Annotated in this window: 14 protein-coding genes; 11 read left to right on the top strand and 3 right to left on the bottom strand. The window is 72.5% G+C overall.

All coding sequences use genetic code 11. The features are described from left to right. Positions 1 to 3: 3 nt before the first annotated feature. The 6 genes from coaD to mutM all read left to right on the top strand — a co-directional run bounded on the left by coaD (position 4) and on the right by mutM (position 4552). On the top strand, positions 4 to 483 hold the full coding sequence (coaD, locus tag H299_RS0130060; RefSeq protein WP_027751462.1) for a pantetheine-phosphate adenylyltransferase: 480 nt from the start codon (positions 4 to 6) through the stop codon (positions 481 to 483). A 51-nt stretch (positions 484 to 534) separates the two neighbouring features. Next, positions 535 to 1719, top strand: coding sequence for a hypothetical protein (locus tag H299_RS0130055; protein ID WP_027751461.1), 1185 nt, complete (start codon positions 535 to 537; stop codon positions 1717 to 1719). A 91-nt stretch (positions 1720 to 1810) separates the two neighbouring features. Beyond that, on the top strand, positions 1811 to 2503 hold the full coding sequence (locus H299_RS0130050; protein WP_051263018.1) for a DUF177 domain-containing protein: 693 nt from the start codon (positions 1811 to 1813) through the stop codon (positions 2501 to 2503). Between the two features lie 2 nt (positions 2504 to 2505). After that, positions 2506 to 2679, top strand: coding sequence for a 50S ribosomal protein L32 (gene rpmF / locus H299_RS0130045; RefSeq protein ID WP_027751459.1), 174 nt, complete (start codon positions 2506 to 2508; stop codon positions 2677 to 2679). 19 nt (positions 2680 to 2698) lie between these two features. Next, positions 2699 to 3550, top strand: coding sequence for a ribonuclease III (gene rnc, locus H299_RS0130040; protein ID WP_037761433.1), 852 nt, complete (start codon positions 2699 to 2701; stop codon positions 3548 to 3550). 57 nt (positions 3551 to 3607) lie between these two features. After that, entirely contained in the window at positions 3608 to 4552 is a 945-nt protein-coding gene (gene mutM, locus H299_RS0130035) for a bifunctional DNA-formamidopyrimidine glycosylase/DNA-(apurinic or apyrimidinic site) lyase (protein WP_027751457.1), read from the top strand. Between the two features lies 1 nt (position 4553). Here the strand turns inward: mutM and H299_RS37830 are convergent, their stop codons facing one another. Further along, complete coding sequence (locus H299_RS37830; protein WP_051262985.1) at positions 4554 to 6095, bottom strand: serine/threonine-protein kinase; 1542 nt, start codon at positions 6093 to 6095, stop codon at positions 4554 to 4556. Between the two features lie 171 nt (positions 6096 to 6266). Next, positions 6267 to 7202 (bottom strand): CAP domain-containing protein, encoded by a 936-nt coding sequence (locus H299_RS0130025; protein ID WP_027751456.1) that lies wholly within the window; start codon positions 7200 to 7202, stop codon positions 6267 to 6269. Between the two features lie 175 nt (positions 7203 to 7377). On the opposite strand from H299_RS0130025, the gene H299_RS0130020 reads away from it, so the two are divergent. The 4 genes from H299_RS0130020 (at position 7378) to ftsY (ending at position 13787) form a co-directional block, all read left to right on the top strand. Next, entirely contained in the window at positions 7378 to 7641 is a 264-nt protein-coding gene (locus H299_RS0130020; RefSeq protein ID WP_027751455.1) for an acylphosphatase, read from the top strand. 299 nt (positions 7642 to 7940) lie between these two features. Continuing rightward, positions 7941 to 8147, top strand: coding sequence for a hypothetical protein (locus tag H299_RS0130015; RefSeq protein WP_027751454.1), 207 nt, complete (start codon positions 7941 to 7943; stop codon positions 8145 to 8147). Between the two features lie 237 nt (positions 8148 to 8384). Continuing rightward, positions 8385 to 12029, top strand: coding sequence for a chromosome segregation protein SMC (gene smc, locus H299_RS0130010; RefSeq protein ID WP_027751453.1), 3645 nt, complete (start codon positions 8385 to 8387; stop codon positions 12027 to 12029). 543 nt (positions 12030 to 12572) lie between these two features. After that, a complete protein-coding gene (ftsY, locus tag H299_RS0130005; RefSeq protein ID WP_027751452.1) occupies positions 12573 to 13787 on the top strand; it encodes a signal recognition particle-docking protein FtsY in 1215 nt (404 codons plus the stop codon). Between the two features lie 98 nt (positions 13788 to 13885). Here the strand turns inward: ftsY and H299_RS0130000 are convergent, their stop codons facing one another. Beyond that, positions 13886 to 14581: a bifunctional DNA primase/polymerase gene (locus H299_RS0130000; RefSeq protein WP_027751451.1), complete on the bottom strand. Its 696-nt coding sequence runs from the start codon at positions 14579 to 14581 to the stop codon at positions 13886 to 13888. A gap of 304 nt (positions 14582 to 14885) precedes the next feature. On the opposite strand from H299_RS0130000, the gene H299_RS0129995 reads away from it, so the two are divergent. Then, positions 14886 to 16556, top strand: a complete 1671-nt coding sequence (locus H299_RS0129995; RefSeq protein WP_027751450.1) for an NsdA family TPR-like regulatory protein — start codon at positions 14886 to 14888, stop codon at positions 16554 to 16556. The last annotated feature ends 33 nt before the right edge of the window (positions 16557 to 16589 follow it).

Raw genomic sequence — 16589 nt, 5'->3', positions numbered from 1 at the left:
CCCATGCGTCGCGCGGTCTGTCCGGGGTCCTTCGACCCCATCACCAATGGCCATCTCGACATCATCGGACGGGCCTCCAAGCTCTACGACGTCGTGCACGTAGCCGTCATGATCAACAAGTCGAAGCAGGGCCTCTTCACGGTCGACGAGCGCATGAGCCTCATCCGCGAGGTCACCTCCGCCTACGAGAACGTGCAGGTGGAGGCGTTCCATGGGCTCCTGGTCGACTTCTGCAAGCAGCGCGACATCCCTGCGATCGTCAAGGGGCTCCGGGCCGTCAGCGACTTCGACTACGAGCTGCAGATGGCCCAGATGAACATGGGACTCTCCGGCGTCGAGACCCTCTTCGTGCCCACCAACCCCACCTACTCCTTCCTCTCGTCCAGCCTGGTCAAGGAGGTCGCGGCCTGGGGCGGCGACGTCTCGCACCTGGTGCCCGCGCCGGTGCTGCGGGTGCTGGGCGACCGGCTCGCCAAGCCCTGAGCTTCCCGATCCGGTGCCGGGCCCCGCTCCGCTGGCCGTACAGTCGTTTCCGTGGACGTACAGCAGAGACTCGACGAGATCGTGGCGACCGTCGACGGGGCCCGCTCGATGCCCATGTCGGCCTCCTGCGTGGTGAACCGGGCCGAGCTGCTCACGATGCTCCAGGAAGTGCGCGACGCCCTGCCCGGGTCGCTGGCCCAGGCGCAGGAGCTGCTCGGCGGCCGGGAGCAGGTGGTCGCCGAGGCGCAGCGTGAGGCCCGCCGGATCATCGAGACGGCGCAGGCGGAGCGGGGCTCGCTCGTCTCCGGCACGGAGGTCGCCCGGTACAGCCAGGACGAGGCGGAACGCATCCTCTCGGAGGCGCGCCGGGAAGCGGCGGAGATCCGTGCCGAGGCCGACGACTACGTCGACAGCAAGCTGGCCAACTTCGAGGTCGTTCTGAGCAAGACCATCGGATCGGTGGACCGCGGCCGGGAGAAGCTGCTCGGCAGCGGCCCGGGAGCCGACCAGTACGGCGAGCAGTACGCCCAGGAGGCGCCGGAGCGCACCGCCGATCCGGCCGAGCTGCGCCAGCGCGCGGACGCCTACGTGGACGCCCGGCTCGGCTCGGTCTCCGCGGTCCTCGGCAAGACGCTCGAGGCCGTGGGACGTGGCCGCCAGAAGCTGCTGGGCCACCGCGCCGCCGACGACCTCGGTGCGCACATGGACGCCCAGGACGGCGCGGCCGGCCGGCACCTCTCGCACACGAGCGACGCGGACTACCTGGCGGGCCTGGCCGATATCCCGGCCCCGCGGCAGGAAGTCCCACGTCAGGAGCCCGCGCAGCCCCAGCTGCCCCCGCAGCCCCCGGCCGCCGCCCCGCACATCCCGCCGCAGCCCGCCGCCGACCCCTACTACACACAGCAGGCCCAGCAGGCTCAGCAGGACGGCCAGCTCGCCCAGCCGGTGCAGCAGGGCGGCTACTACGACCAGCAGGGCACGTACTACGACCAGCAGCAGGCCGCGGCGTACTACGCGCAGCAGCCCGGGCACGGCTACGGCGAGCAGCCTCAGCAGGGCTACGACCCGCAGTACTACCAGCAGGCGCCAGAGCAGCAGCCCGCCCAGGTCCAGCACCAGGCCCAGGCGCCGCACCAGCCGGCCGCCGCGCTGGACGAGACCAGCCTCTTCGACACCAGCATGATCGACCTGAACCAGGTCCGGCAGTACGAACAGCGATACGACCAGGGCCGCTGATCCGTCGTCCGGGCCGCCCCGGCGCACCGGATTGGGTCAGGAGCGGGCCGTCCAGTATCCTGTCTCTTCGGTCGCGCGTACACCCGCGCTGCTGGCTGCCCGGACTCGTCGTCCCGGCGGCCGGACCGTCCGTAGAAAGCAGGAAGCCCTGAACGCCTCCCTCGACCACCGTGCCCCGCTTGTGTTCGACACACGCGAGCTGGGGCGGCGGCCAGGTGCGATGAAGCGGCTCTCCCGCACGGTGAAGGCCCCGAAGGATCTCGGTATCGAGTTCGTCGGAGTGCCGGAGGGCGCGGCCGTCGAGCTGGACCTCCGCCTGGAGTCGGTCATGGAAGGTGTGCTTGTCACAGGCACCGTCGATGCGCCGCTGCGGGGGGAGTGCGTAAGGTGTCTGGAGCCGCTCGAGCAGCGATGCGAGGCGGAGTTCCAGGAGCTGTTCTCCTACCCCGACGCCGACGACCGGAACCGCCCCGCGGTGGAGGCCGGCGACGACGCGGAGGAGGAGGACACACTCTTCCTCGAGGACGATCTCTTCGACCTCGAGCCCGTGCTGCGGGACGCGGTGGTGCTGTCACTGCCGCCGCAGCCGGTGTGCCGGGAGGACTGCCCCGGTCTGTGCCCCGAGTGCGGGGCACGGCTGGCGGACGATCCGGATCACCGGCACGACGATGCCGTCGACATCCGTTGGGCGGCACTGGAGGGACTCGCCGGGACCATCCGGGACGGCGAGAAGGACGACCAGAGCGGCGCCGCACCGGACGCCGACGAGAAGCAGGAGAAGTAGCCGTGGCTGTTCCGAAGCGGAAGATGTCGCGCAGCAACACGCGCCACCGCCGGTCGCAGTGGAAGGCTGCGGTCCCCAACCTGGTGAAGTGCGAGCGCTGCCAGGAGCCGAAGCTCCAGCACATCGCGTGCCCGAGCTGCGGCACCTACAACAAGCGTCAGGTCCTCGAGGTCTGATCGGCGGGTGACACGCTCCATGGCAGACGCCATCACGCCCGGCAGCCCCCCGCGTCGCAGCGGGGGCACGCCGGCACCGGCGGATCTGATGGACGCGGCGTCGTCGCACACGCTGCTGGAAGGGCGGCTCGGGTATCGGCTCGAGTCCGCCCTTCTCGTGCGTGCGCTGACGCATCGCTCGTTCGCGTACGAGAACGGCGGGCTGCCCACGAACGAGCGCCTCGAGTTCCTGGGGGACTCCGTGCTCGGCCTGGTCGTCACGGACACGCTCTACCGGATTCACCCCGACCTTCCCGAGGGCCAGCTCGCCAAACTGCGCGCGGCCGTCGTCAACTCCCGGGCACTCGCCGAGGTGGCCCGCGGGCTCGACCTCGGCGCGTTCATCCGGCTGGGCCGCGGTGAGGAGGGCACCGGAGGCCGGGACAAGGCCTCGATCCTGGCGGACACTCTGGAGGCCGTCATTGGCGCCGTCTACCTCGACCAGGGTCTGGACGCCGCATCCGAGATGGTGCACCGGCTCTTCGACCCGCTCATCGAGAAGTCCTCCAGCCTCGGTGCGGGGCTCGACTGGAAGACGAGCCTCCAGGAGCTGACGGCGGCGGAGGCGCTCGGGGTCCCCGAGTACGTCGTCACCGAGACCGGGCCCGACCACGAGAAGGTCTTCACGGCTGCCGCCCGCGTCGGTGGTGTCGCGTACGGCACCGGCACCGGCCGCAGCAAGAAGGAAGCCGAACAGCAGGCGGCGGAGGCCGCGTACCGTGGGATTCACACGGCGTCCGAGGCGCGTGCCTCCGAGGCCCGCGCGTCCGGGGGCGACACGTCCGGAGGCGATGCCGACGGCAGCGCTGCGGACGACACGGTGGACGCCTGACCCCAGGCCCCTTCGCACCACCCGCCCCGTCGCCCACCCGACCGCCGGAGGAGAGTCATGCCCGAGCTTCCCGAGGTCGAGGTGGTGCGGCGCGGCCTGGAGCGCTGGGCCGACGGCCGCACGATCGCGAGCGTGGAAGTGCTGCACCCGCGCGCCGTACGCCGCCACGTCGCGGGTCCGCAGGACTTCTCGGCACGGTTGGCCGGGCAGGTCTTCGGCCCGGCGAAGCGGCGTGGCAAGTATCTGTGGCTGCCGCTCGCGGACACCGGTTTCGCGGTGCTCGCGCATCTGGGCATGAGTGGCCAGCTCCTCGTCCAGCCCGGGTCGGCGCCGGACGAGAAGCACCTGCGCGTCCGCGTCCGCTTCACCGAAGCCGCCGGGCCCGGCCCGGACGGCGCTGCGGAGTCCGCCCCGGACGGCGCGGCCGAGCTGCGCTTCGTCGATCAGCGCACCTTCGGCGGACTCTCCCTGCACCCGGTCGGTCCGGACACGGACGGCGCGCTGCCGGACGTGATCGCGCACATCGCCAGGGACCCGCTGGACCCGGCGTTCGAGGACGCCGCCTTCCACACCGCGCTGCGCGCGCGGCGTACCACGCTCAAGCGGGCGCTGCTGGACCAGTCGCTGATCAGCGGCGTCGGCAACATCTACGCCGACGAGGCGCTCTGGCGCGCCCGACTCCACTACGACCGCCCCACCGCCACGATGACCCGCACCCGCAGCGCCGAGCTGCTCAGCCACATCCGCGACGTGATGACGGCGGCGCTGGCCGCCGGCGGCACCAGCTTCGACAGCCTGTACGTCAACGTCAACGGCGAGTCCGGCTACTTCGAGCGCTCGCTCGACGCCTACGGCCGCGAGGACGAACCCTGCCGCCGCTGCGGTACGGCGATGCGCCGCCGTCCGTGGATGAATCGCTCCAGCTACTTCTGCCCGCGCTGCCAGCGCCCGGTCCGGCCGCGGGCCGTGGCGGCGGTGCGCCCCGCGACGTCGGGCCGCTGACTCAGCCCCGGCCCGTACGCGCCTGCTGGTCGATGCGTTGCAGCTTGCGCAGGGCGAGGTAGAGCAGCCAGCTGCCCCAGACGGCGCCGGGAACCGCGGGTACGGTCCACGCCGGGGCGCCGTTGCCGTAGGTGAGCAGGAAGGGCAGTGGCGCCACGCTCACCATCAGGACCCCCAGGAGACGTTCTGCGAAGACGGTGCGCCCGAGGCGCGGGGCGGAGACGGCCAAGGCCCGCCACAAGAACCGGAGCAGGATCGGATAGCCGAGGGCGACGGTGACCGTGAGTGCCCACTCATCCCCGTCCCCCGCCACGTCGTTCGACGGCTGTTCGATGAATTGCCTGATGGCGGCCCCGGTCCCGGTCGAATCGACGATGACCGCGGCCCCGTACGAGAGGAACCAAGCGCCCGTGCCGGCGGCGGCGAGGATCAGCAGGTCACGGAGGACCCGGATGAGGTAGATAACCGAACCGGCGAACATCTGCATCCTGGTGCGCTGCCCGCGCAGACGGCCAAGGCGAGCACTCAGCCGCCGTCCTGCGCGGCGTAACGGTGAGACGGTGGCGGGCCGCCCATTGGTGCTCCCGTTGTTCGCGGCGGGATCGTCGGGTTCGGCGGGCGGTGCCTGCGCCGTGAAGACTCGTGTGGCGCGCAAGCGGTGGACGGTGTCCGTCGCGTGCTGTTCCATGCGCCTGAACGCGAGCATGGCCACTTGCCGGGCCGTCGTGCTCGCGGGGGTGGTGGAACGACCGCCACCGTCCGGGTGCGAGCCCCGCAGCGACCCCGCCGCGTAGGCGTGCAATCTGGCGGCGCACTCGGCCGCGGGCGGCCGCTGGTCGTGTTCGTGACTGGTCATGCTCGCCAGCAGCCTGCGCAGCCGCCAGGGGATACGGCCGCGCGCGTCGGCACCGAGCTGGCGGGCGGCAGTGCACTGCCCGCTGAACTTCTCGATCAGCAGCAGGCCGAGCGCGTACACGTCGGAGGCGGGCGTCGCCGGGTGGCGCGCGAGCTGCTCCGGAGCCATGTAGGCGGGTGTGCCGAAGAAGGCCCCCGTGGTGGTTGCCCTGCGGGTGACGGAGTCGTCGCGGGCAATGCCGAAGTCCATGAGGACGGTGCGTCCGTCGGCGCAGATCATGATGTTCGCGGGCTTGACGTCCCGGTGCACGATCTGTGCCTCGTGGACGTGCGCGAGCGCTTCGGCGATTTTGGCCCCGTTCCGCGCGACGTAGCCGGCTTCGGCCGCTTCCCAGGTCGTGCCGGTGAGGCGCTCCATGACGAGGTACGGCAACGGGACGCCGCCGTGGTCGACTCTTCCCGCGTCGTGGATGGTCACAATGGCGGGGTGTCGCATGGTCGCCAGGGTCCGGGCCTCGCGCGCGTACCGGTCGGCGGCCAGCGGGTCCTCGCTGACGATGGTGAGGAACTTGATGGCGACCTCGCGGCGGAGGCTGCCGTCCACGGCCTCCCACACCTCGCCGAAGCCGCCCCGGCCGATGAGTTCACCGACCGTGTACCGTCCCCCGATGACCATGCCCTCGTGCATGTGCGCCTCCGTGACTCGACCGCCGTCAGACGACCCCTCAGCAGATCAAACACCCATTATGAGAAGGGCCGTACGGCGCCGCCATGGATTCACGGGAGCCGCCGGCGTCTCGAGCGGGCGCGGCGGTCGGGGCGTCCCAGAGGGCAGAACAAACAGCTTCCGCGGGCTTTCTCAGAAGCCGAAGTTCTGCGTCCACCACGGCCCGCCCGGCGCGAAGTGCGCCCCTACGCCCATAGTGCGGTAGTCGCAGTTGAGAATGTTCGCGCGGTGGCCGGGGCTGTTCATCCAGGAGTCCATCACCGACTGGGCGTTCGCCTGACCGCGGGCTATGTTCTCGCCGCCCAGGCCGTCGATGCCCGCGGCCTCGGCCCGGTCCCACGGGCTCTTGCCGTCCGGCGTGTCGTGCGAGAAGAAGCCGCGTGCCGCCATGTCGGCGCTGAACTCCGCGGCGAAGCCCGCCAGGGTCGGATCGGCGGTCACCGGCTTGCAGCCGGCACGGGCGCGTTCCTGGTTGACCAGCGTGAGCACCTCGGCCTCGGCGGCGGTCTCCGCGCCCTGGCTGCCGGAGCCGGTCTCCGGCGGCGGCTTCCCGATGTCCTCGGCCGGGGGAGGGGAGTCGCCCTCCTTCGGCTCGTCCTCCTTCTCCGCGCGGTCGGGGGCGGGCTTGTCACGCTTCGGTGTGGGCGACGGCGCGGGCTTCTCCGCCGCCTCGGTCCCGGCGGGGGACGCCGAAGGTGCCGTCCGGTCCGCCTCGGCGCGCTCCGCGGGCTCGGCGCGGTCCTCCTGCGCGGGAGGAGAGGAAGGTCCACCCTGGGTGGCGAGGTCGGAGGGGCCGTCCGCCCGGACCCGGCTGCCCGGCTCCTGTGAGTCGGCCACGGTGTAGCCGCCCGGCCCGGGTATCACTCCGGAGGTCACCGCCACGGCGCCCATCGCGACGGCCGCCGAGGCGCCCAGCAGCCCCGTGCGTACCGGCGCGGCGCGGCGCCCGCGGTGTGCGGCGCGGCGCCGGGCACCTCCATCCGGCGCACCGTGCGCCCCGTACGGGGCGGGAGTGTCGTGGACGACGGGTTCGGGAGCGTCCGGGGTGGCGCGTCGATGGCGGCCCATCTCTGCCTCCTCACATGCTCGGCTTCGCAGGCATTCACCCGTTCGGGTGACCTCGTTTGACGGGGGAGACTACGGCATGGGTCGGTCGGCCGCCGTGCCGCTCAGGGAATTGCCCCGATAGCGTGCGCTCATGCCTGGGAGCGCGAGCACGAGTACGGACGGGGAGCGGGTCAGGATGACCGCTTGGGTACGGGGCCGGGTCCAGGGGGTGGGCTTCCGGTGGTTCACCCGGGCCGAGGCGCTGCGCATCGGCGGCCTGTCCGGCTTCGCGGCCAATCTCGGCGACGGCAGGGTGCAGGTGGTGGCCGAGGGCGGGCAGGCGGGCTGCGAGGCGCTGCTGACGTGGCTGCGTACGGGCGACACGCCCGGGCGGGTCGACGGTGTCACCGAGATCTGGAGCGCACCGCGCGGCGGCTACGACGGCTTCGCGATCCGCTGATCGGCGAGCGGCCGGGAACTGGTTGCCAATTCTGGCCTGCCGTGCAAGGCTGCCGACACAAGTGATCTACGTGCCCCCGCGGGCGGTCGAATCCGGCGAGTGAGTGCCGTGAGTCAGGACCGTCCGGCCGTCGGGGTGTGATCGTGTTGACCGTCAATCCTTTTGGTGAGACTCTGGGAAAACCCCGCGCACCCCAAAGGTCTGCCCCTGGAGCAATCCCCGGAGCAGGTACCGCGGGTGCGATTCCCTGACGACCCACACCGCTACGGTCGGTCACTCATTGTGGAGGACCATCCATCATGGCAAAGGCGCTTCTCGGTTACGTCGGCGGCTCCGACCCCCGAGTCCTCGCCGAGATGCGACGGCTTCAGCAGCGCGTTCAGGACCTCGAATCCGAGCTCATTCGGATTCAGGCGGAGAACGACGCGCTGGCGGCTGCCGCACGACACGGCGACTCGCTGCTCGAAAGCATCGACGTACCCACGGCGGAGCCTGCGCTGACCTGACCCCAGCCCCACCGGGCCGGTCGGGCAGTTGCTGCGACGCCACCGCTCAGGTACTTCAAGGGACGCTCCGGCGTCCCTTCGTCGTTTCCGCTGCCGTGCCGCCCCGGTAACCGCCTGTTCGCGTCCCGCTTACCGTCTGATGTGCCCTGCACCTTCCGCGCCCAAACCCCAAGCCGCCCGGCGCGCGGCGTCCGGCGCCGGGCGACGGGGCGGGCACGAGAGGTAGAGTCCGACGCCGTGCACCTCAAGAGCCTGACCCTGCGGGGGTTCAAGTCCTTCGCCTCCGCCACGACGCTGCGCTTCGAGCCCGGCATCACCTGCGTGGTCGGCCCGAACGGCTCCGGGAAGTCCAACGTCGTGGACGCGCTCTCCTGGGTCATGGGTGAGCAGGGCGCCAAGTCGCTGCGCGGCGGGAAGATGGAGGACGTCATCTTCGCCGGTACCACCGGCCGCCCGCCCCTGGGCCGCGCTGAGGTCTCGCTCACCATCGACAACGCCGACGGCGCCCTGCCCATCGAGTACTCCGAGGTGACCCTCACGCGGATCATGTTCCGCAACGGCGGCAGCGAGTACCAGATCAACGGGGACACCTGCCGGCTGCTGGACATCCAGGAACTGCTCTCCGACTCCGGCATCGGCCGCGAGATGCACGTGATCGTCGGCCAGGGCCAGCTCGACTCCGTCCTCCACGCGGACCCGATGGGCCGCCGGGCCTTCATCGAAGAGGCCGCCGGGGTGCTCAAGCACCGCAAGCGCAAGGAGAAGGCGCTGCGGAAGCTCGACGCGATGCAGGCCAACCTCGCGCGGGTACAGGATCTGACCGACGAACTGCGTCGGCAGCTCAAGCCGCTCGGCCGCCAGGCCGCCGTCGCCCGCCGGGCACAGGTCATCCAGGCGGATCTGCGCGACGCCCGGCTGCGGCTGGTCGCCGACGATCTGGTGACACTGCGTCAGGCGCTGCGCGCCGAAGTCGCCGACGAGGCGGCGCTCAAGGAGCGCCGGGAGGCAGCCGAGACCCGGCTGAAGGCGGCCCTCCAGCGGGAGGCCGAGCTGGAGCAGGAGGTGCGCACGCTCACGCCTCGGCTCCAGCGCGCCCAGCAGATCTGGTACGAGCTGTCCCAGCTCGCCGAGCGTGTGCGCGGCACCGTGAGCCTGGCGGACGCCCGGGTCAAGAGCGCGAGCGCGCAGCCGGAGGAGGAACGGCGCGGCCGTGATCCGGAGGACATGGAGCGGGAGGCAGCGCGCGTACGCGAGCAGGAGGCGGAGCTGGAGGCCGCGTTGGAGGCGGCGTCCCGCGCGCTGGAGGACACGGTGTCGCACCGTGCCGAGCTGGAGCGCCGGTTGCAGGAGGAGGAACGGCGGCTCAAGGACGCGGCCCGTGCCCTGGCGGACCGCAGGGAGGGCCTGGCCAGGCTGCACGGGCAGGTGAACGCCGCCCGGAGCCGCGCCGCGTCGGCGCAGTCCGAGATCGACCGCCTGGCGGCCACGCGCGAGGACGCGGCGGACCGGGCCGACACTGCTCAGCGGGAGTACGAAGCCCTTCAGGCGGAGGTCGAGGGGCTCGACGCGGGCGACGAGGAACTCACCGTGCGGCACGAGGCCGCCAAAGAGGCCGCTGCGGAGGCCGAGAGCGCCCTCACACAGGCCCGCGACGCACTGAACGCGGCGGAGCGCGAGCGCGCCGCCACCTCCGCGCGGCACGACGCGCTGGCGCTGGGGCTGCGCCGCAAGGACGGCACGGGCGCCCTGCTGGATGCCAGGGAGCGGCTGAGCGGCCTGCTGGGGCCCGCGGCCGAACTGCTCACCGTCACGCCGGGCTTCGAGGTCCCGGTGGCCGCCGCGCTCGGCGCGGCGGCGGACGCGGTGGCCGTTGAGGGCACCGCTGCCGCGGCGGACGCGCTGCGCCTCCTGCGCAAGAACGACGCCGGGCGCGCCGCCCTGCTGCTGGCCGCGGCCGGGCCCGCCGTACGGGGGGAGGAGGTCGTCGCGGGGGAGGCGCCGGAGCCGCACCCCGGGAGGCTGGAGGAGCCTGCTGAAACGCCGGAGGCGGCGGAGCCGGGTGCGGCGGCCCTCCCGCCGATGACCCGCGCCGTCCGCCTCGTACGGGGCCCCGGACCGCTGCTGCCCGCGCTGCGTGCACTGCTGCGCGACGTGGTGGTGGTCGCCACCCTGGAAGAGGCGGAGCAGGTGGTGGGCAGCCGCCCGGACCTGGTCGCCGTCACCGGTGAGGGCGACGTGCTGGGCTCCCACTTCGCCCAGGGCGGTTCGGCGGGTGCGCCCAGCCTGCTGGAGGCCCAGGCCGCCGTCGACGAGGCGGCAGCCGAGCTGGCGGAGCTGGCGGTCCGCTGCGAGGAGCTGGCCGGGCGGCAGGAGAGTGCCAAGGAGCGGCGCCGTGAGTGTTCGCGGCTGCTGGACGAACTCAGCGGCAGGCGCAGTACGGCGGACCGTGAGCGGTCGCAGGTCGCCGGGCAGCTGGGGCGGCTCGGGGGACAGGCGCGGGCTGCGGCCGGGGAGGCGGAACGGTCCGCGGCAGCGGTGACCAGAGCGGAGGAGGCGCTGGTACGGGCGCGGGAGGAGGCCGAGGAGCTGGCCGAGCGGCTCGCGGTGTCCGAGGAGGCGCAGGAGGACGAGGCCGAGCCGGACACCTCCGAGCGCGACCGGCTCGCCGCCGACGGGGCCAATGCCCGGCAGACGGAGATGGAGGCGCGGCTCCAGGTCCGTACGCACGAGGAGCGTGTCAAGGGCCTGGCGGGGCGTGCCGACTCGCTCGACCGCGGCGCGCGGGCCGAGCGGGAGGCCCGCACCCGGGCGGAGCGCCGGCGTGCCCGGCTGCGGCACGAGGCGGAGGTCGCCGCGGCGGTGGCGAGCGGCACGCGCCAGTTGCTCGCCCACGTGGAGGAGTCGCTCCGGCGGGCACAGCACGAGCGGGAGACGGCCGAGGCGGCGAAGGGGGAGCGCGAGCAGGCGCTCGTCGCGGAGCGGAACGAGTGCCGTGAGCTGAAGGACGAACTGGACAAGCTCACCGACTCGGTGCACCGGGGCGAGGTGCTGGGAGCGGAGAAGCGGCTGCGGATCGAGCAGTTGGAGACCCGGGCTCTGGAGGAGCTGGGTGTGGAGCCGGCCGGCCTGGTGAGCGAGTACGGCCCCGAGCAGCCGGTCCCGCCCTCGCCTCCCGCCGAGGACGAGGAACTCCCCGAGGACCCGGAGCATCCGCGCAACCAGCCGGTGCCCTTCGTCCGCGCCGAGCAGGAGAAGCGGCTGCGGGCGGCGGAGCGCGCGTACCAGAAGCTGGGGAAGATCAACCCGCTGGCGCTGGAGGAGTTCGCCGCGCTGGAGGAGCGTCACCAGTTCCTGAGTGAGCAGCTGGAGGACCTCAAGAAGACCCGCGCGGATCTGCTGCAGGTGGTGAAGGAGGTCGACGAGCGGGTCGAGCAGGTGTTCACCGAGGCGTACCACGACACCGCCCGCGAGTTCGAGGGCGTGTTCTCCCGGCTCTTCCCCGGCGGCGAGGGGCGGCTGGTGCTCACCGCGCCCGACGACATGCTGGCCACCGGGGTCGACGTGGAGGCCCGGCCGCCGGGCAAGAAGGTCAAGCGGCTCTCCCTGCTCTCCGGCGGCGAACGTTCGCTGACCGCGGTGGCGCTGCTGGTGTCGATCTTCAAGGCGCGCCCGAGTCCGTTCTACGTGATGGACGAGGTCGAGGCGGCGCTCGACGACACCAACCTGCAACGGCTGATCGGCATCATGAAGGAGCTGAAGGACAGCTCCCAGCTGATCGTGATCACCCACCAGAAGCGCACCATGGAAGTGGGTGACGCCCTCTACGGCGTCTCCATGCAGGGTGACGGCGTATCGAAGGTGATCAGCCAGCGGCTCGGCTGACCTCCAGCGCACGCAGGCACGCGAAGTGTCGACCACTTTCACATTTTGAACACGTGGAGACATGCGGGGATGCAGCGCACTGCTGGGCGGCGCCCGCACCGTACTGTGGGGAAGGGCGAGCATTCGCCGAGATTCACCCAGACCCCTTGACTTAGACACTTGAAGGAATAGTGTCAGCAGGGTCGCTTTTATCGTCAAAAGCGTGGGAGGAGACGGGCACCATCCCCGCCGCCGGCTCCTTCGCATGGGTGCCGCCCCCGCTCGGTCCGAGCCGGGGTGGCAGCCGTGTGCCCGGGCCCGTGCCCCGTAAGCGTCCGGGGGCAGCTGGGCCCGGCGCCGCGGGCACGCGGGGGAGCGCACCCGTCCGCGTGGCGAGCCCCTGATGGAATACTTTGGGTCGCGTCGGCTCCTCCCCGCAAAGGAGCGGCTGCGCACCGGCCGCCCGACGGCCTCGTGACGGCCGAGCCCCGACCGTGCCCGGAGGCAGGCCGCCGCACCCCTCACGTACCGGCTCAGCTGGTGGGTTTGTTCTGAAAGGCGCCGATGGACATCGTCATCCTTGCACTGATCATCGCTGTGGCCGCGCTCGCCGCGATCACCGGCCTCGTGGTCACCGGCCGCAGGAAGAAGAAGGCGGAGTCCCGTGAGTCCGCCGCTCCCACGACCGCGCCGCCGGCCGAACCGCGCGTAGGCGAGGACGCGGAGACCTCACTGGAGGAGCCGCGCCGGACGATCGAAGAGGTCGGCCTGCCGGACACCGACGTCCGGGAGGCCCCGGCGGACGCGGCGGCCGCAGCCCCCGCCGCGCCCGAGATCGAGATCCCCGAACCGTCCGCCGGCCGGCTCGTGCGCCTGCGGGCGAGGCTCTCCCGCTCCCAGAACTCCCTCGGCAAGGGGCTGCTGACCCTGCTCTCGCGGGAGCGGCTGGACGAGGACACCTGGGAGGAGGTCGAGGAGACCCTGCTCACCGCGGACGTCGGCGTCGCGCCCACGCAGGAGCTGGTCGAGGCGCTGCGCGAGCGCGTGAAGGTGCTCGGCACCCGCTCGCCGGAGGACCTGCGCGGCCTGCTGCGGGACGAACTGGTCAAGCTGGTCGGCGCGGACCTGGACCGCACGGTCCACACGGAGACCCGGGGAACCGTGGACCGGCCGGGCGTCGTGCTCGTGGTCGGAGTCAACGGCACCGGCAAGACCACCACCACCGGCAAGCTGGGCCGGGTGCTGGTGGCCGACGGCAAGTCCGTGGTCCTCGGCGCCGCCGACACCTTCCGCGCCGCCGCCGCCGACCAGCTCCAGACCTGGGGCGAGCGCGTGGGGGCCCGTACGGTGCGCGGACCGGAGGGCGGCGACCCGGCCTCGGTCGCCTTCGACGCCGTCAAGGAGGGCACGGACGCGGGCGCGGACGTCGTTCTGATCGACACCGCCGGACGGCTGCACACCAAGACCGGGCTCATGGACGAGCTGGGCAAGGTCAAGCGCGTCGTCGAGAAGCACGGCCCCGTGGACGAGGTGCTGCTGGTGCTGGACGCCACGACCGGTCAGAACGGACTGGTGCAGGCCCGGGTCTTCGCCGAGGTCGTGGACATCACCGGGATCGTGCTCACCAAGCTCGACGGCACGGCCAAGGGCGGCATCGTCGTCGCGGTCCAGCGGGAGCTGGGCGTGCCGGTCAAGCTGGTCGGTCTGGGCGAGGGGGCGGACGATCTGGCCCCGTTCGAGCCCGGGGCTTTCGTGGACGCCCTCATCGGCACGGAGTGACGAAGCGGGCGGACGGCCGGGCGGTGTGTGCGGCCCGGTCCTCGTCCGTGCCCCGGTCGCACCACCCCGTACGGTGTGGCCGGTGCGACTGCGCGCCGTCAGCCCGTCGAGCGGTGGCAGGCGTAGGCGAGCGTCCCCAGCAGCAGCCGGGCCTCCGGCGGACGCGCGGCGCGCTCCGGCGTCGGAGGGCGCAGCCAGCGCACCGCGCCCAGGCCGCCGAGGTCGGAGGGCGGCGCTGTGATGTGCTCGCCCGTCCCCAGGCCGCGCAGGTCGATGCCGGAGTCGTCCCACCCCATGCGGTAGAGCAGCTGCGGGAGTTCGGCGGCGGCGCCCGGCGCCACCAGGAACCAGGCGCGCCCGTGCGGTGCGAGGGCGACGGGGCCCAGCGGAAGCCCCATGCGCTCGAGTCGCGCGAGGGCCTGGCGACCGGCCGCCTCGGAGACCTCGAGCACGTCGAAGGCCCGCCCGGCGGGCAGCAGCAGCGCCGCGCCCGGCACCTGCTCCCAGGTCTCGGCGGCCTCTGCCAGCGTGGCCCCGGCCGCAACCTCCAAGGACGCGTCCAGTGGATGGGCGCCCGGTGCGAGGCAGGCGTCGGCGCCGCAGGAGCAGCGCGTACGGCCGCCGTTGCGCGCGGCGCGCGCGCCGGGGACGACGGGCCAGCCCCACAGCCCGGCGTACTCCGCGACGACGGTGCACTCCGAGGCGCGGCTGCGGCGCCGCGATCCGGGGCGCAGCTCCCGGATATCCCGCATGTCGCGGATACCGCTTCCGATGGCGCCGATCGTGAAGCCCATGCTCCCTCCAACGGGTCCTGGGTGCTGATGGTTACGACCGCGCTGCGGACGGCGCGGGGAGCCGGACCGGCCGCCCGTCCGCCGGGCGCGGGGCTACGGCCCTTACGGGCTGCAGCCCCGTGGGCTCGGCCCCGTCAAGTGAATCGCGCCGGGCCGTCGAAAGGTTCATTCGAAGGGGTGGCGAATGGTGGCGATTCCGTCATCACCCTCGCGCGACGGGTGATCAGAGGGTTACTTTCGGTACACACAACGACGAGATGCTCAGCGCACACCTATGCCGGAGGCATGGCGTGCGGCGGGCCGGATGGGGGCGTTACCCGTGGGCGGCAGCGTGGGCGGCGCGGCGGACAAGTGCCCGAACGAGCTACTGGGTTCGTGGTTCGCGCGCAGCGGCTGGTCGAAAGGCGAGCTGGCCCGCCAAGTCAACCGCAGGGCACGCCAGCTCGGCGCTCACCACATCAGTACGGACACCTCGCGGGTGCGGCGCTGGCTGGACGGCGAGCAGCCCCGTGAGCCCATTCCGCGCATCCTCTCCGAACTCTTCTCCGAGCGGTTCGGCTGCGTCGTCGCGGTGGAGGACCTCGGGCTGCGCCCGGTGCGCCGGCCACCCGCCGCCTCCGGGATCGATCTGCCGTGGGCGGCCCCGCAGACCGTCTCGATGATCAACGAGTTCTCGCGCAGCGACCTGATGCTCGGCCGTAGCGGCTTTCTCGGCAACTCCCTGTCGATGGCCGCGGGTCCTTCACTGATCGAGCCCATGCAGCGGTGGCTGGTGCCGGCGCCCGCCTCCTCGCCCCCCGCCGCCCCCACCGGCACGTCCGCGGCCACCGCACCCGGTGCCGCCGCGGGCGCCGGAGCCCCAGGCCCCCTCCCCGGCCCGGGGTCATCCGGTGTGCGACCCCTGCCACCGCCCCCGCCCGGCCGGGGCAGCGGTACGGACACCGGCAGCGCGGGCGGGGCGGCCACGGGCGGGGCGGCTGCCGGCGGGCGCCGCGCCACCGGGCTCTCCCTCCCGGAGGTGGAGCTGCTGGAGCAGACCACCGTGATGTTCCGCCGCTGGGACGCCCAGTGCGGTGGCGGTCTGCGGCGGAAGGCCGTCGTCGGCCAGCTGCACGAGGTGACGGACCTGCTGCAGGAAACCCACCCGGAGGCCGTCAGCCGCCGCCTCTTCCGGGTGACCGCCGAGCTGGCCGAGCTGGCCGGCTGGATGTCTTACGACGTGGGCATGCAGCCGACGGCGCAGAAGTACTTCGTCCTGGCGCTGCACGCGGCCAAGGAGGCGGGCGACCGGTCCCTGGGGTCGTACGTCCTGTCCGACATGAGCAGGCAGATGATCCATCTCGGGCGGCCCGAGGACGCGCTGGAGCTGACGCACCTGGCGCAGTACGGTAGCCGCGAGGCGGCCACGGCGCGTACGCAGGCGATGCTGCACGCCATGGAGGCCCGTGCCTACGCCAACATGGGCCAGCCCGGCAAGTGCAAGCGCGCCGTGCGGATGGCGGAGGCCACCTTCGAGGACATCGACGAGGCCGACGGCGACCCGGACTGGATCCGCTTCTTCTCCGAGGCCGAACTGCACGCGCAGAACGCCCATTCCTATTGCGACCTCGCCTACTCCTCCGGCCGCAGCCCGACGTACGCCTCGATGGCCGAGCCGGAGATGGAGCGGGCGCTGGAGCTGTTCCGGCAGGAGGCCGAGGGGACGAACGGCGGGGGGCACCAGCGCTCGTACGCCCTCAACCTGATCGGCATGGCGAGCGTGCATCTGCTGCAGAGGGAGCCGGAGCGCTGTGCCTTCCGCGCGGCGGAGGCGATCGACGTCGCGGGGCGGCTCCGTTCGGAACGCGTGCACAACCGGCTGCGCAAGACGGCAGCGACGGCGGCGCGGGACTTCGGGCAGGTGCCGGAGATCGTGCGGCTGACGGAGCGGATCGCGGTGGAACTGCCCGAAGGGGAGGGAGCGGTGGCCTGCTGAGCACCGTACGCCGCGCGCCCGCACGGGAGAGGC

This window comes from Streptomyces sp. CNH287 (assembly GCF_000424825.1).
Note: the sequence above shows the minus strand (reverse complement) of the source record. Positions and strands in the feature narration are given on the sequence as shown.

Coding starts and splice junctions, on each gene's coding strand:
- H299_RS0130020 (WP_027751455.1), top strand. CDS start 7,378: ATGACCGCTTGGGTACGGGGCCGGGTCCAGGGGGTGGGCTTCCGGTGG.
- H299_RS0130015 (WP_027751454.1), top strand. CDS start 7,941: ATGGCAAAGGCGCTTCTCGGTTACGTCGGCGGCTCCGACCCCCGAGTC.
- H299_RS0129995 (WP_027751450.1), top strand. CDS start 14,886: ATGGGGGCGTTACCCGTGGGCGGCAGCGTGGGCGGCGCGGCGGACAAG.
- ftsY (WP_027751452.1), top strand. CDS start 12,573: ATGGACATCGTCATCCTTGCACTGATCATCGCTGTGGCCGCGCTCGCC.
- coaD (WP_027751462.1), top strand. CDS start 4: ATGCGTCGCGCGGTCTGTCCGGGGTCCTTCGACCCCATCACCAATGGC.
- H299_RS0130025 (WP_027751456.1), bottom strand. CDS start 7,202: ATGGGCCGCCATCGACGCGCCACCCCGGACGCTCCCGAACCCGTCGTC.
- H299_RS0130000 (WP_027751451.1), bottom strand. CDS start 14,581: ATGGGCTTCACGATCGGCGCCATCGGAAGCGGTATCCGCGACATGCGG.
- mutM (WP_027751457.1), top strand. CDS start 3,608: ATGCCCGAGCTTCCCGAGGTCGAGGTGGTGCGGCGCGGCCTGGAGCGC.
- H299_RS37830 (WP_051262985.1), bottom strand. CDS start 6,095: ATGCACGAGGGCATGGTCATCGGGGGACGGTACACGGTCGGTGAACTC.
- rnc (WP_037761433.1), top strand. CDS start 2,699: ATGGCAGACGCCATCACGCCCGGCAGCCCCCCGCGTCGCAGCGGGGGC.